We start from the raw sequence: 13,718 nt of genomic DNA, 5'->3' as shown, positions 1-13,718 counted from the left end.
CGGCATGGCGCCGGAGCATCCAACGGGCCATAATGAGCGTATTCTGAGAACACGGAGCCCGCTCGATCGACCGTGCGAGAAGCTCCTGGCAAGGGAAGCGTTCAAGATGTCGAAGTCAGTACGCCGGCGTTTCGCCGGCGCCGGCGCGTTGGCCCTGATGCTCGCGGGGGCGTTCGGGTCCGCGGCGCAGGCCGCGCCGACCCCTGAGCAGTTGGTGTTCGAGCAGCCCTTCCTCGAGACGTTCGAGCCAGGCGCGTCGATCTCCTACCGGTTTTCCCGCGTCGCCGCCGACACCAACCTCGCGCCGTCGTTCGAGGACGTCGTGACGCTCAACGTCGTGAAGCCGGATGACGCGCGCGACGGCGGCAAGGCGGCCGTGGTCCAGCTTTTCTCAGGCCTGAAGGCGCGCTCGTTCGGGCCTATGCCCGCCACCTACAATCCGGTCGTGCTGGTCCTGCTCGAGCAGGACGTGGTCGAGATGCAGAAGGTGCTCGGCGGCAGCCCCTATTACATCCGCGCCCGCATCCGCGACGCGCTGACGTCGGCCGAAAAGGTCGAAGAGGTGAAGGTCGACTACAAAGGCCAGTCGATCGACGCCTGGTCGATCAAGGTGACGCCGTTCGTGAATGACCCGAACCGCGCGAAGCTCAAGGACTTCGCCGACCGGACCTACGAGATCACCTACTCGGACAAGGTGCCGGGCGGCCTCTACGCCATCCACACGGTCACGCCGAAGGCCGGCGCGACGACGCCGCTGCTCGTGGAGACCCTGACGGTCACCGGAGAGGACGCATCGGGAGCCAAGCCATGACGTTCAAGGTTTCGCTGATCGCGGCCGCGCTGTTTTGCGCGGCCGGAGCTGGCGCCGCGCAGGCGGGCGTCGGCGAGGACTACCCGACGGCCGAAAAGGCCGACTACATCTTCGGCTGCATGGCGGCGAACGGGCAGACCCGCGAGTCGCTCGACCGCTGCTCCTGCTCGATCGACACGATCGCGACCATCCTGCCCTTCGCCGAATACGAGCAGGCCGAGACCGTTCTGCGGATGAACAAGGTCGCCGGTCAGTCGTCCGAGGTGTTCCGCTCGACCGGGCAGCTTCGCGACGTCGTCTCCACCATGCGCCGCGCGCAGGCGGAAGCCGAGGTGAAGTGTTTCCCGTAAGCCTCGGACGGGATCGGCCGGGTCGGCGGGCGCCCCTGACGCTCGTTCCCTTGCAGCGCTTCCAACCGGGCGCTCTCGCCGAGATCACTGGCGCAGGTCGCGGGGTGATCGCCCCCGCGCCTGACGAGGCGTCTTACGCCTCGATTACGAGCCCGGTTTCTTCTGATCGAGCGCGCCGGTGAACTGGACGCCTTCGGTGTCGCTGGCGGCCACCGTCACGCCGCCCTTGCCGGTCGGGTAGGTGAACGAGATGGCGGGGTCCTCGCTCAGCGAGATCCCTCCGTCCATCGTGAACACCGTCTCCTCGCCCTGCTTGACCACGATGTGGTTCACGAAGCGGGCGGGAACATAGCTCCGGCTGATCGGGTCCATCTGCAGCCCGGAGAAGTTCGGGTGGCGGATCATGAGCTGAGCCTGCGACATGCCGGCGTTCGCCTCCGACGGCTTTTCCGAGGCCTTCTCGGTCACGCGCCGGAACTTCATCTCGCCGAGATGCGCCAGCGCCTGATCCTCGTCCTTGAGGGCGGGAGCGGAGCAGCCCCCGCTCGCCTTCACGAAGCGCGCGGCCATGTGCAGCTTGCCGTCGTCGGTCTCCACCACCGCCCGAACCGAGGAGTAGGCGTTCACGCGCAGCCGCGTCGACAGGCCGAACTCCTGCCGCTTCTGTCCAAGCGCGAAGGTGGCGGCGACGGGCGAAGGGTTCTCGTCGACGATCAAGGTCACCTTCGCGATGCTGCGCGGATCGTTGTCGGGCAGCCTCACCTGCACGTCGATCGGAACCACCGCGGCGTCTTCGGCGCGCTTGGGCGCATCGAGGATGACGAGCGGGCTGTCCGCCTCGATCGGACGGGCGCCGAAAGCGTCGTCCTTGAAGGTGGCGAAGGTCTTGTCGGTGTCCTCCGCGCGCGCCGGCGCGCCGGCGAGCGTGGCGACGCAGCCGAGCGCCGCGAGCGCGTAAGCGCCGCGACGGAAGCGGCGAGCAGAGGACGAGGAGGGCGACAGGCGCGTGGACATCGTAATCTCCCGGAGCGAACGCACGCCTTGCGCGTGTCTTGGTCTGTTTCCTACCGCACGATACTACGAAACGATGCGCCTGTCGGATGACTGGCCGAAGTGCTTAAACGCTTCTCAGCGCACCACCGTGACCCGCTTCGCGGCGCGCGTCAGGCCGGTGTAGAGCCACCGGGCGCGGTGCTCGCGGAAGGCGTAGCTCTCGTCGAACAGCACCACGTCGTCCCATTGCGAGCCCTGCGCCTTGTGCACGGTGAGCGCGTAGCCGTAGTCGAACTCGTCCGATTTCCGACGCTGGGCGAAGGGGATCGCCTCCGCGTCGCCTTCGAAGAACGCCTTGAGCACGCTCACCGAGACGGATTTGCGGCCGAGATCGTCCTCCGGGCTGAGGTCCATCTTCACCCGCGTCGCGTCCGACGACTTCAGCCGCTGCACCTGGAACACGCCGCCGTTCAGCAGGCCCTTGGTCTTGTCGTTTCGGAGGCAGACCAGCTTGTCGCCGACGGCGGGCAGGGGGTCGAGCAGCCCCTTCAGCTCCCGCAGGCGGCCATTGTAGAGCTTTCGCGTCTTGTTCAGGCCCACTAGCACCTGGTCGGCCGAGGTCACGTCTTCGGTCGTGATCTCCCGTCGCGTCACCACGCGGCTTTCGCCGTAGGGGCCGTAATCCAGCGTCCCGCCTTCGCGGATCGCGAGCGACATGCGGATGATCGGGTCGTCGACCGCCTGGCGATGAACCTCGGTGAGCATCGCGTCGGGCTCGGCCTCGGTGAAGAAGCCGCCGCCCTTCACGGGCGGCAGCTGCGCAGGATCGCCCAGCACCAGCACCTTGGTGCCGAACGACAGCAGGTCGCGGCCCAACTCCTCGTCCACCATCGAGCACTCGTCCACGACGATCAGGTCGGCCTTGGCGGCGGCGCCGTCGCGGTTGATCGCGAAGGAGGGGCCTTCCTCGTCGCCGCCGCGCGGGCGGTAGATCATGGCGTGGATCGTGGTCGCGCCTTCGCACCCCTTCGAGCGCATGACGAGGGCGGCCTTGCCGGTGTAGGCGCCGAAGGCGACGTCTCCGTCGAGATCCTCCGCCAGATGCCGGGCGAGCGTGGTCTTGCCCGTGCCGGCGTAGCCGAACAGGCGGAAGACCTGCTGCCGCGGCCGCTTCAGCCAATCGGCCACGGAGGCGAGCGCCTCATCCTGCTGGGGGGACCACCGCACGAACCTTGCGCCTCCTCGGGGGCAGTGACGATCGACGCGTTGTAGCAGAGTCGGCCGCGCCGGCGAGCGCAGCCGTTACGGGCTCTGGCCCGCGCCGGCCGAACCGGGATATGGCTGGATCCGCGAACAGACGAGCCGCCCGTAGAAGGCGTCCGAGCGGGAGATCTGCATGCCGATTCCGAACGTGCTCGAAGGGCGCCTCGCCCTGCCGGTGGTCGCGGCGCCGATGTTCATCGTCTCGGGGCCGGAGCTCGTCGTCGCGCAGTGCAAGGCGGGGGTGGTCGGCTCTTTTCCGGCTTTGAACGCCCGGCCGCAGGGCCAGCTCGATCTCTGGCTCACGCGCATCCGCGCCGAGCTCGACGCCCATGCGGATGCGCATCCGGATCAGCCGGTCGCGCCTTTCGCCGTGAACCAGATCGTCCACGCGTCCAACGCCCGTCTTCAACAGGATATGGAAACCTGCGCCGAGCATCGCGTCCCCATCGTCATCACTTCGCTGCGGCCTCCGAACGAAGTCGTCGAGGCCGTCCACGGCTGGGGCGGCGTCGTCTGGCACGATGTGATCTCGGTTCGGCACGCGAAGAAGGCCCTGGAGGCAGGCGTCGACGGGCTGATCCTTGTCTGCGCAGGCGCTGGGGGGCACGCCGGCGCCCTCAGCCCGTTCGCGTTGCTGCAGGAGGTGCGGGCCTTCTACGACGGGCCGCTGTTGCTGTCCGGCGCGCTCGCGACAGGTCGCGCGGTGCTGGCGGCCCAGGCGGCGGGCGCCGACCTCGCCTACGTCGGCACCCGGTTCATCGCGACCGCGGAGGCCAATGCGCTCGAGGCTTACAAGCGGATGCTGGTCGACGGCGCCGCGAGCGACATCGTCACCTCGTCGCTCTTCACCGGCGTGAGCGGCAACTACCTCAAGCCTTCGATCGCCGCCGCCGGCCTTGATCCCGACGCGCTGCCGGAGGTGGACAAGACCGCCATGAACTTCGGAGCGACCGGCGCAAAGGCCTGGCGGGACGTCTGGGGCGCAGGCCAAGGCCTCGGCGCCATCACAGACGCGCCCTCGGTCGAAACGGTCGTCGGCCGTATGCGCGCAGAGTATGCAGCAGCGCGGGCGGATCTCGCGGCGCGCGCCTTTGAGTGATGCGGTTTCGCCACACTGCTGAATTTCGCGTCGTACGATGCTCGACTTTTCATCGTCCGTCGCTCATTTCAGTGGCCAAGCGCGGGGGTCACCTGCGTTCCACTCGTTTTTGGGGGGAAGCTATGCTTCGTCACCGTCTCGCCGTCGCCGTCTCGGCTGCGGCTCTCTCCGCACTCGCCACCGGCGCCTTCGCCGCTGACCTCCCGGCTTATGAGCCGGCTCCGTCGATCGCCGTTCCGTCCTTCACCTGGACCGGCGCTTACGTCGGCGTTCAGGCCGGCTACGGCTGGGGCGACAGCAAGTCCCGGACCCCGTTCGGCAACATCAAGACCAGCCCGGACGGCTTCGTCGTCGGCGGCTACGCCGGCTACAACTACCAGTTCGACGGCTCGCCGGTCGTGATCGGCATCGAGACCGATTTCAACTACTCCGACGCGGACGACAAGCGGACCGTCTTCGGCGGCCTGCTGCGCGCTCGCAACGAGGTCAACTGGACCGGCGCAACCCGCGCTCGTCTGGGCTACGCGTTCGACCGTTTCCTCGTCTACGGCGCGGCCGGTGTGGCCTACGCCGACCGCGAGCTGCGCGTCGCGGGTATCGGCAAGGACAGCAAGACCGCTGTCGGCTGGACTGTCGGCGGCGGCGTCGAATCGGCCGTCACGGATAATGTCGTTGTCCGCGCCGAGTATCGTTACTCCGACTTCGGTAAGGACAAGTTCAATATCGGCGGCGTTCGCGTCAAGAGCGACTACACCGAGCACCGCGTGATGGCTGGCGTCGCTTACAAGTTCGGCTGGTAAGCTCTTAGTCGGCTGAATTGAAAAGGCCCCGCAGTTCGCTGCGGGGCCTTTTCGTATTCAAGCCCGGAATCGGTAGGGCGCCGTTTTCAGGCCCGTCCGGCCTTGCGCGGGCCGCGCTGTGAAAGGGCGGACTTGATGACGCGCGACGCAGCGTCGACCTCGCGGGTGAACGCGGACTGAAGTCCCGCCAGCCAGGCGTCGATCACCGCCTCGGACTCGCCGGCGATCTTGAGGCTCGCGGCGCCCGCCTTGACGCGGCGGTTGATGCCGGCCCGGAGCTGGGCGCGCTGGTCCTCGGTCGGGTTCTCCCGGCTCTGGCGGATCGCGGCGCGCGCGAGCTCGAGCCCGACCGTCGCGCCTTCGGCGCGCGCCTCCGTCTCGCGATCTGTCGTCACCACGCATCTCCCGAAGCCCGAATCGGGCAGACGCAGTCTTCGCTGATTCCCTCCGGGATCGCACGCGAGGGAGCGTGGTTCTCGCCGTCCAAGTCGGCAGTCGGATCGATCTGGGAAGCGAGGCTTCGTCGTCAGAAGTTGCCGGCGTCGCGAAGCCGATACCAGGATTCGACCACCGGGACCGCCGGCTTCGCAAGCTTCTGGAACCGGTGGCTCGGGAAGGCGATGTCGCTGAAGGCGCTGGCGCCTTCGGGGCGTCCGAGCATCTGGAGTGCGATCTTCCGTCCGAAATGGGTGGAGCGCGACACGCCGGTTCCGCAGTAGCCCATGGCGTAGTGCACGCCCTCGTCGGTCCGGCCAAGATGGGGAAACTCGTCGAAGGTGTAGCCGATCCGCCCGCTCCACGCATGACTGACGGCGACGTTCTCGAGCGCCGGGAAGGTGCGCAGCAGATCGCGAGCGAGATGCGCGTAGGCCGCGGCCGAGGTCTTCGACGCCAGATGGTTCGACCGGCCGCCCCAGATCAGGCGGGTCTCGCCGGGCGCGGGGCGGAAGTAGAAGAACACGCGGTTCGAGTTTCCGAACATGCGCTTCCTTGGCAGGATCGCGTCGAACAGCTCCTGCGGCATCGGCTCGGTCGCGATCTGGGCCGACACGATCGGCACGATGCGCTTCGCGAAGAACGGGCCGACGTTCCTGGTGTAGCCGTTGGTCGCGACCAGAACGTCGCGGGCGTCGATCGTCAGGTCGTTGAGGCGGACGGAGCGCCGCCCGTTTTCGGAGACGATGTCCCGGACCGCGGCGCGCCCGCAGACCACGCCTCCGGCCTCGATCACCCGCTGCATCAGCCCCACGTGATAGCGGCCGGGGTGAAGCCCCGCGTCCTGGGGCAGTACGGCGCCGCCGTGAAACAGGTCGGAGCCGATCTCGCTCGCCTGCTCAGGCCTCGGGACCATGGCCGCCTCGACCCCCGCCCACCGGGTGAGATCGGCCATGTCGCGGGCCATGCTCTCGTAATGCTCCGGGCGCATCGCGCCGCGGAAGCGACCGCAGCGCGCGAAGTTGCAATCGATCTTTTCCTGAGCGATTAGGGCCTCGACGCCGTCCAGCATCTCGACGCCTTCGCGCAGCAGCGCGACGGCCGTTCGTTCGCCCATCATCGCGATCAGCGTGCGGACGCGAAACTTCTGGTTTCCGCTGCCGACCTGGCCGCCGTTCCGGGTGCTCGCCCCGAAGCCCGGAACCCCGGCGTCGAGGACGACCACCTGGCGGCCGGCCCGCGCGAGAACCAGCGCGGCCGAAAGACCGGTGAAGCCGGAGCCGATGACGACGACGTCGGCTTTTGCGGGCGGCCGCGGGAATCCGGACGACATCGGCGGGGCTGCGTCCCACCAGTAGGGCGTGGCGCCGAGGTCGCCCTTGGCGCGCCCGCGCGCGAGATCGCCTAACGACGGGCCGCGCGCGCCGGGCGTTGCGCTCACCTCGGTCTCAGAGTTCGACATGCCCGCTCTCCCGCGCCATTCCGCGGCCTTCATACACTGAAGAGGCGTAAATATCCGCTCGGCCGGCGCGGACTGCGGGGCTCTATCCTGCTTCGGTAAGCCGCTTCTCGAACCGTTCGGCCAGTCCGATGATCCGGCCGTCGGCGGCCGCCAGCCCGACCACGCTGATCGCGGAGGGCAACCCGTCCGCCCGGCGCGCGCCGGGGACGGACGCGGCGCAGAGGTTCATCGGGTTCACGTAGTAGGTGTAGGTCCCCATCACCGTGTTGCGCGCCATCGGCTCGGCGAGCAGCTCGTCGATCGTGAAGATCGTCGGCACGGTCGGCGTCACCAGCGCCGCGAAGCCGGCGAGCGCGATCTCGGCGGCGCGCGCCAGTTCGCGCATGCGGTAGATCGCCTCGAAGGCGTCGCGCGCGGAGTAGGCGAGACCGGGCTCGATCGAGGCGCGCACCGCGGGGTGGACGCCCTCCGGTCGGTTCGCGAACACCTCGCCGTAGTCGACCAGGCGCTCGGCCACCAAGGCCGATTGGAAGACGAGCCGCCCCGCCTCCTCGAACGTCGCAAAGTCGATCTCGACCAGGTCGAAGCCCAGCGCCCGCAGCGTGCCCAGATTGGCGTCGTGGGCGGCCTCCGCGGCGGCGTCGCCGAAGAAGCGAAGCTGGTCGCGGCGGGGAACGGCGATCCGCGCGCCCGCGTCCGGAGGCGTCGACGTCAGGTCGATGGCGTCGGCGTCGCGCCGGCTCCAGGGATCGACGGGATCGAAGCCCGCGATCGCGCGCAGGATCTCCGCGGCGTCGGCCACGCGCTTCGTGAACACCGGCACGCAGTCGAGGAACCGGCTGTTGTAGACAAGTCCCTGCGTGCTCACGAGGCCGAGCGTCGGCTTCAGGCCGACGACGCCGTTGCAGGCGGCGGGCACGCGGCCGGAGCCGCCGGTGTCGCTGCCGAGCGAGAACGACACCACGTCGCGCGCGACCGCCACCGCCGAGCCGGAGCTTGAGCCGCCCGGGATGTAGGCGGGGTTCACGGCGTTGCGGCAGAGCGGCTCCGGCGAGCGCGTGCCGTTCAGGCCGGTCGCGAACTGGTCCATGGTGTTCTTGCCGATCAGCACCGCGCCGGCCCGCTCCAGCACGCCGATCAGCGGCGAGCCCGCGCCGGGGTCGAGCGCCAGCACCGGACAGTTCGACGTCGTCGTCATGCCCGCGACGTGGATGTTGTCCTTGACCGCGAAGGTCAGGCCCAGCAGCGGCAACGCGTCGCCGGCGCGCGCGCGGGCGGCGGCCTCCTCGGCGCGGGCGCGCACGGTCCCTTCCGGGACGAGGGCGGTGAAAACGCTATCGCCCGCCACCGCCGCGGCGCGCCGGTGGGCTTCGAGCGCGAGCGCGACGGGATCGGCGCCGTCCGCTAGAGCGGCGCGGACGGAGGCGAAGTCGAACGGCAGCGCGTCGAGATCGGTCAGCGCGGGGCGCGCCTGCGGCGAGGCGAGGATCATCGCCGTCCCTCCCAGTGAACGATGCGGCGGCCCGCCCAGGCGAGCCCGCGGTCGGTGGCGAGGCCGATCAGGCCGATCACCGCGACGCCGGCGAAGACATAGGTGGTGCGGAAGAAGCTGGAGGCGTCGAGGATGAGGAAGCCCAGGCCGCGGTCGCCGCCGAGCAGTTCGGAGGCGACGAGAATGGTGAGCGCCGTCCCCATCGCGACTCGCAGGCCGGTCATGATCTGCGGCAGCGCCGACGGCAGCACCACGAAGCGGAACACCTGCCAGCGATTGGCCCCCATGGACTGGGCGGCGCGCAGCGAGTCCAGTGAGCAGGCGCGGACGCCGGCCTGGGCGTTGACCATCATGATGAGCAGCACCGACAGGAAGATCAGCAGGACCTTCGAGGTCTCGCCCACGCCGAACCACAGGATGAACAGCGGGATCAGCCCGAGCGGCGGGATCGGACGCAGCAGCTCGGAGGGGGCCAGCAGCAGGGCGTCGATCAGGCGGGAGCGGCCGCGCAGCAGGCCAAGCCCGACGCCGAGCGCCGCGCCGGCGACGTAGGCCACGGAGACGCGCGCGAGGCTCGCGCCGACATGCGTCCAGAGCGATATGCCGGAGTAGCCGTTCGTCGCCATGTCGAGAAAGCTCGCCCAGATCGCGGAGGGCGGCGGCAGGATGATCGGCGAGGCCCAGCCGCGCGCGGCCGCGAAGGCCCAGAGGGCCAGGATCGCGAGCGGCGACAGCGTCGCGACCAGAACGTAGCGCAGGCGCTCGCGGCGCTCGTCCGTTCGGCTCAATGCCGCATCCTCCGGTAGATCGTCTCCCGCAGGCGCAGGAACGAGGGGTGAAGCCTGTTCTCCGGCAAGGCGCGCGGCGTCGGCAGATCGACGTCGAAGGTGTCGTAGGCCCCGGACTTGAGGTCGTTCAGCAGGAAGATGCGGTCGCCGAGGAACGCCGCCTCGTCGATCGCGTGGGTGACAAACAGGATGGTGCAGCCGGTGCGGTCGCGGATGCGCAGCACCTCCTCCTGGAGGCTCTCCCGGGTCTGCACGTCGAGCGCGGAGAACGGCTCGTCCATCAGCATGACCTTGGGCTTCGCGGCCAGCACCCGCGCGAGGCCGACGCGCTGCCGCATGCCGCCGGAGAGCTGGTAGGGGTAGGCGTCCTCGAAGCCGGTGAGGCCGACGAGCGCCGCCATCTCTTCGGCGACCGCTCGCCGCTCGCTCTTGCGGGCGCCTGCGCAGCGAAGCGAGAAGGCGATGTTCTCGGCCACCGTCATCCAGTCGAACAGTGCGGCCGCCTGGAACACGACGCCGCGGTCTGGCCCGGGACCCACGATCTCGCGGCCGTCCACGACCGCGACGCCGTCCGTCGGCCTGAGGAAGCCCGCGACCATGTTGAGGATCGTCGTCTTGCCGCAGCCGGACGGCCCGAGCAGCGCGACCAGTTCGCCCGGCCCGACCGCGAAGGAGACGTCGCGCATGATGGTGCGGCCGTCGTAGGCGAAGCCGACCTTCTCGAACTTGAGCACCGGCGGCGCGTCCGCGGCCTTGGCCTTGGCCTGAAGCGGGGCGGCGCCAGGTTCGAGCGGGGACAGAGGACGCGCCGCGACCGTCACTGCGACGCGCTCGCGAGGTAGGCCTGGATCGGCTTGGTGTCGAACAGGCCCGGCCAGTCCTTGGGTTCGGCCTGGATCCGCTTCTGCTCCAGAAGGAAGCCGCCGATGCCCTGCAGGTGCTTCATCAGGCGGGAGTCGAGCTCCTGGCCCGGCGCGCCGAGGAAGTCGGCGGTCAGGGTCTCCCGGAAGGTCGGGTGCGCGACGCTCTGGCCTTCGACGAGAGCGTCGAACTGCTCCGCCGTCATGCCCACGCGTTTCGCGTCGTAGGCGCGCACCGCGGCCGGGTTCGCCTTGTAGTCCTGCTGAGCCTGGTCCCAGGCCTTCAGGAAGCGGCGCATGGTCTCCGGCTCGCCGTCCATGAAGGCCCGCCGTCCGACCCAGACGCCGCCGGTGATCATGCCGAGGCTCTTGGTGTTCGCGATCGGCTTCGCGCCCTCGCGCTCCATGGCGCCGACGTTCGGCTCCCACACGAAAGCGGCGTCGATCTGGCCGGCGACATAGGCCGGCGGCATGTTGGACGGCGTGAGGTTCACCAGGGTCACGTCTTCCGCCTTGAGGCCCGCCTGCGCCAGCGCGCGGAGCGTATGGTAGTGGCTGGTCGACCCGAGCGCGACGCCGATCCGCTTGCCCCTGAGGTCCTGGAGCGTCGCGATGCCCGCCTTGGGGTTGGCCACCAGCCTGACGTTGGTGGCGTCGATCCGCTCCATGAACAGGATCGCGATCGGCAGGCCGTTGGCGTAGCCGGTGACGGAGGGGAACTCGCCCATCCAGGCGAGGTCGATCTCTTCGCCCGCGAGCGCCGGCAGCATCGCGGGACCGGCCGGGAACGGCTTGGTCGAGACGTCGAGCCCTTCCTTCTTGAAAAGGCCGGAGCCGAGCGCGTAGCTCAGCAGCACGTTGATCTCGCCGGTCTGAAAGCCGATGCGGATCGGTTTCGCGTCCTGCGCTGCGGCGGGGGCGGCGAGGCCGAGCGCAAGGCCGGCCAGAAGCACGAGACGGCGGCTCACGCCGAAGGCTGCGCGGATCATCGAACGTCTCCTCGAGGGGCGGGGCAGGGGGCGGCGCTCATTCGGCGACGCCGAGGATGTCCAGCATGGCGAGCGCGAGCACCTTGGTGGCCGCGACCGCCTTGCCGATGTGGATGCTTTCGTTGATCGGAGCCCAGCCGTCGTCGCCGGGACCGAAGGTCACCGCCGCCTTGCCGCGCTCGGCAAAGCGGATCGTGTCGTTGAAGGCGTTCTTGCGGTAGAGCTTCGGTTCGGCTCCCAGCACGCGGGCGTAGGCTCTCCGCAGCGCCGCAGTCGGCTCGACGTCGCCGTCCTGCTCCAGCGTGCCGTCGACGAAAAGCGCGCCGGGATAGGGCCGCGCGGAGGCGTCAAGCTCCGGATCGGCCTTCATGGCGTCCGCGATCACGGCGTCGATGTCGGCCATCACGCTGTCGGCCGTCATCCCGGGCAGGATCCCGACCACGCCCAGCACGACGCGGCAGACGTCCGGCGTGAACTGCATCTCGCGGGGAACGCCGCCGCCGATGCGCAGGATGGTGGTGCGGGGCGGCGTGCCGCCCTCAAGCTTCGCCGGCGTGTGGGCGAAGGCCATGGTCTCGAGCGCCGGCAGCAGCCGCGCCATCTTGGCGACCGCGTTGACGCCGGTGTCGGGGCGCCAGAGGTGGGTCTTGGTCCCCCGCGCCTCGACCTCGACCAGATAATTGCCGCCGTTCGCGACGGCGACGCCCATGCCCCAACTCTCGTCGGGGGCGGTCCACGCGGTGGGCTCGCAGACGATGACGCAATCCGCGTCGAGCCCCATCTCGTCGAGCAGGAAGATCGAGCCGTCCGGTCCGTTCTTCTCCTCGTCGGCGGTGTAGACGCATTGCAAGTCGCCCTTGAGCCGCGCGCCGGCGGCGAGCACCGCACGAGCCGCGAGCAGCGTGCAGGCAAGGTTGCCGCGGGTGTCGGAGGTGCCGCGGGCGTAGAGACGGTCGCCGTGCCGCGTCGGGCGGAACGGATGGCCGCCGGTCATGGTCCAGGCGGCCCAGTCGCCCGCGGGATAGGTGTCGAGGTGGTCGTTCAGGATGAGCGACTTGCCGCCGCCTTCGCCGGCCAGCGACGCCACGACGTTGGGCCGGCCCTCGCGCTTGGTTGGCAACTCCACGGAAAAGCCCAGGTCCGACAGGATGCCGGCGATGAACAGCGCCGCGCCCTCCTCGCGCCCCGCCGGCTGATCGGGGTCGAGCGGGTTCTCGGCCTCCGGCTGACCTGCGGGGATGAGGGCGCAGGCGAGGCTGAGCCAGGCCTGTTCGGTGACGCCGTCGAGCACGCGGCGCTCGAGGTCGGTCATGGCGGCGGGGGCGATGGTCATGCTGAGGCGATCTACCAGATTAAATCGATCACTTGAGTCGATTAGTTTCCTTATTCGGCGATCAAGCCCGATCGCCGCGTCGGGCTCTCAAGCGCAAGCTCCGTGCCACGCCCTCGCAACCTCTCGTCGGTGGGCCTGTCGGCGCATCGCCGCAGGAAAACCAACGGATTCCCGCGACGGGGGCCGGACTGTCAGAAAATTTCCTCAGGGGGCTGAATGGCGCCGAGGCGGGCGCCCGACGGGGCGCACTCCGCCGTCTTCTGCGCCGTGGCCTCAGGCTGCGCGGTCGCCGCCGGCGAGCGCAATGATCGCGTCCGGCTTCAGGATCCGAAGCACACCCCGCTTTTGGCTCAGCGCGCCGTCCTTCTGAAGCCGGTTGAGGCTGATCGTGACCCATTGCCGGGTAGCCCCGATCAGCGCCGCGATCTCCGCGTGGGTGAACGAGGCCGCGATGGCGACGCCCTTCGCCTGGTCGTCGTCCGGCACCCCATGGATCTGCATCATATGCAGCAGCACATGCGCCAGCCGCTCGCCGAGCGAGCGGGTCCCGAGCATCTGCGCCAGCGAGGAGTAGCAGCGGGCCTTGTAGGCGAGCGCGTCGATGATGCCGAGGGCGAGGTCAGGCACCTCGCGCGCCAGTGCCCGTAGGCCCGCGCCGGGCAGGTGCAGCGCTTCGGTGGGACGGGCCGCCTCGGCCGCCCAGATGTGCCGCCCGCCGCCGAAGACGTCAGGCCCGCCCACGAAGGCGCCCGGCCGCCAGTAGGCCAGCGTGATCTCACGGCCCTGCGGCGCGGCGTAGAAGCTGCGGACCAGACCGCGCTGGATCAGCACCACGCCGTCATGTGCGTCGCCCTGCCGGAAGATGGTCTGGCCGCGCTCATACGCGATCCGCCGCCCATGCGCTTCGACGCGCGCGCGATCCTCCGGCGCGAGCGGCCCCAGCATGCCCGGCGCGGGCGCCGCGTCCGCCTGCTCCTCCGAGAGAAGCATGTCGCCGGAGCTGTGCTCGGTGCCGTTCATGCGAACCTGTCCTGGCCGTCGGC

General features: G+C 69.5%; 14 protein-coding genes. 4 read left to right on the top strand and 10 right to left on the bottom strand.

Annotated elements, in window-relative coordinates:
* The first annotated feature begins 106 nt into the window (after positions 1-106).
* Positions 107-811 (top strand): hypothetical protein, encoded by a 705-nt coding sequence (locus tag JOD31_RS02210; RefSeq protein WP_204948678.1) that lies wholly within the window; start codon positions 107-109, stop codon positions 809-811.
* On the top strand, positions 808-1,161 hold the full coding sequence (locus JOD31_RS02205; RefSeq protein WP_204948677.1) for a hypothetical protein: 354 nt from the start codon (positions 808-810) through the stop codon (positions 1,159-1,161). The genes JOD31_RS02210 and JOD31_RS02205 overlap by 4 nt, the downstream gene beginning before the upstream one ends.
* 144 nt (positions 1,162-1,305) lie before the next feature.
* Here the strand turns inward: JOD31_RS02205 and JOD31_RS02200 are convergent, their stop codons facing one another.
* A complete protein-coding gene (locus JOD31_RS02200; RefSeq protein WP_204948676.1) occupies positions 1,306-2,175 on the bottom strand; it encodes a quinoprotein dehydrogenase-associated SoxYZ-like carrier in 870 nt (289 codons plus the stop codon).
* Positions 2,176-2,289: 114 nt separating this feature from the next.
* Positions 2,290-3,381: an ATP-dependent DNA helicase gene (locus JOD31_RS02195; protein ID WP_204948675.1), complete on the bottom strand. Its 1,092-nt coding sequence runs from the start codon at positions 3,379-3,381 to the stop codon at positions 2,290-2,292.
* 169 nt (positions 3,382-3,550) lie between these two features.
* Here JOD31_RS02195 and JOD31_RS02190 point away from each other — a divergent pair, with 169 nt between their 5' ends.
* Positions 3,551-4,516 carry an NAD(P)H-dependent flavin oxidoreductase gene (locus JOD31_RS02190; protein WP_204948674.1) on the top strand — a complete coding sequence of 322 codons (966 nt, stop codon included), beginning with the start codon at positions 3,551-3,553 and terminating at the stop codon, positions 4,514-4,516.
* A 122-nt stretch (positions 4,517-4,638) separates the two neighbouring features.
* Positions 4,639-5,316, top strand: a complete 678-nt coding sequence (locus JOD31_RS02185) for an outer membrane protein (protein WP_204948673.1) — start codon at positions 4,639-4,641, stop codon at positions 5,314-5,316.
* A gap of 86 nt (positions 5,317-5,402) precedes the next feature.
* Here the strand turns inward: JOD31_RS02185 and JOD31_RS02180 are convergent, their stop codons facing one another.
* The 8 genes from JOD31_RS02180 to JOD31_RS02145 all read right to left on the bottom strand — a co-directional run bounded on the left by JOD31_RS02180 (position 5,403) and on the right by JOD31_RS02145 (position 13,695).
* The gene (locus JOD31_RS02180) at positions 5,403-5,711 is read right to left on the bottom strand and encodes a hypothetical protein (RefSeq protein WP_204948672.1); all 309 of its coding nucleotides are present in this window, start codon (positions 5,709-5,711) and stop codon (positions 5,403-5,405) included.
* Between the two features lie 131 nt (positions 5,712-5,842).
* Positions 5,843-7,213 (bottom strand): NAD(P)/FAD-dependent oxidoreductase, encoded by a 1,371-nt coding sequence (locus JOD31_RS02175; protein WP_204948671.1) that lies wholly within the window; start codon positions 7,211-7,213, stop codon positions 5,843-5,845.
* Positions 7,214-7,295: 82 nt separating this feature from the next.
* The gene (locus JOD31_RS02170; protein WP_204948670.1) at positions 7,296-8,705 is read right to left on the bottom strand and encodes an amidase family protein; all 1,410 of its coding nucleotides are present in this window, start codon (positions 8,703-8,705) and stop codon (positions 7,296-7,298) included.
* Complete coding sequence (locus JOD31_RS02165) at positions 8,702-9,493, bottom strand: ABC transporter permease (RefSeq protein ID WP_204948669.1); 792 nt, start codon at positions 9,491-9,493, stop codon at positions 8,702-8,704. Before JOD31_RS02165 ends, JOD31_RS02170 begins: the two co-directional genes overlap by 4 nt.
* On the bottom strand, positions 9,490-10,314 hold the full coding sequence (locus tag JOD31_RS02160) for an ABC transporter ATP-binding protein (protein WP_204948668.1): 825 nt from the start codon (positions 10,312-10,314) through the stop codon (positions 9,490-9,492). Before JOD31_RS02160 ends, JOD31_RS02165 begins: the two co-directional genes overlap by 4 nt.
* Positions 10,311-11,342, bottom strand: a complete 1,032-nt coding sequence (locus JOD31_RS02155; protein WP_204948667.1) for a taurine ABC transporter substrate-binding protein — start codon at positions 11,340-11,342, stop codon at positions 10,311-10,313. The genes JOD31_RS02160 and JOD31_RS02155 overlap by 4 nt, the downstream gene beginning before the upstream one ends.
* A 37-nt stretch (positions 11,343-11,379) precedes the next feature.
* Positions 11,380-12,675 (bottom strand): M20 family metallopeptidase, encoded by a 1,296-nt coding sequence (locus JOD31_RS02150; protein WP_246482305.1) that lies wholly within the window; start codon positions 12,673-12,675, stop codon positions 11,380-11,382.
* 273 nt (positions 12,676-12,948) lie between these two features.
* The gene (locus JOD31_RS02145) at positions 12,949-13,695 is read right to left on the bottom strand and encodes a Crp/Fnr family transcriptional regulator (protein ID WP_204948666.1); all 747 of its coding nucleotides are present in this window, start codon (positions 13,693-13,695) and stop codon (positions 12,949-12,951) included.
* Positions 13,696-13,718 lie beyond the last annotated feature (23 nt).

It is taken from the genome of Methylopila capsulata, from assembly GCF_016907975.1.
Lineage (GTDB): Bacteria > Pseudomonadota > Alphaproteobacteria > Rhizobiales > Methylopilaceae > Methylopila > Methylopila capsulata.
The sequence above is the reverse complement of the archived record's forward strand: the minus strand, read 5'-3'. Positions and strand labels throughout refer to the sequence as shown.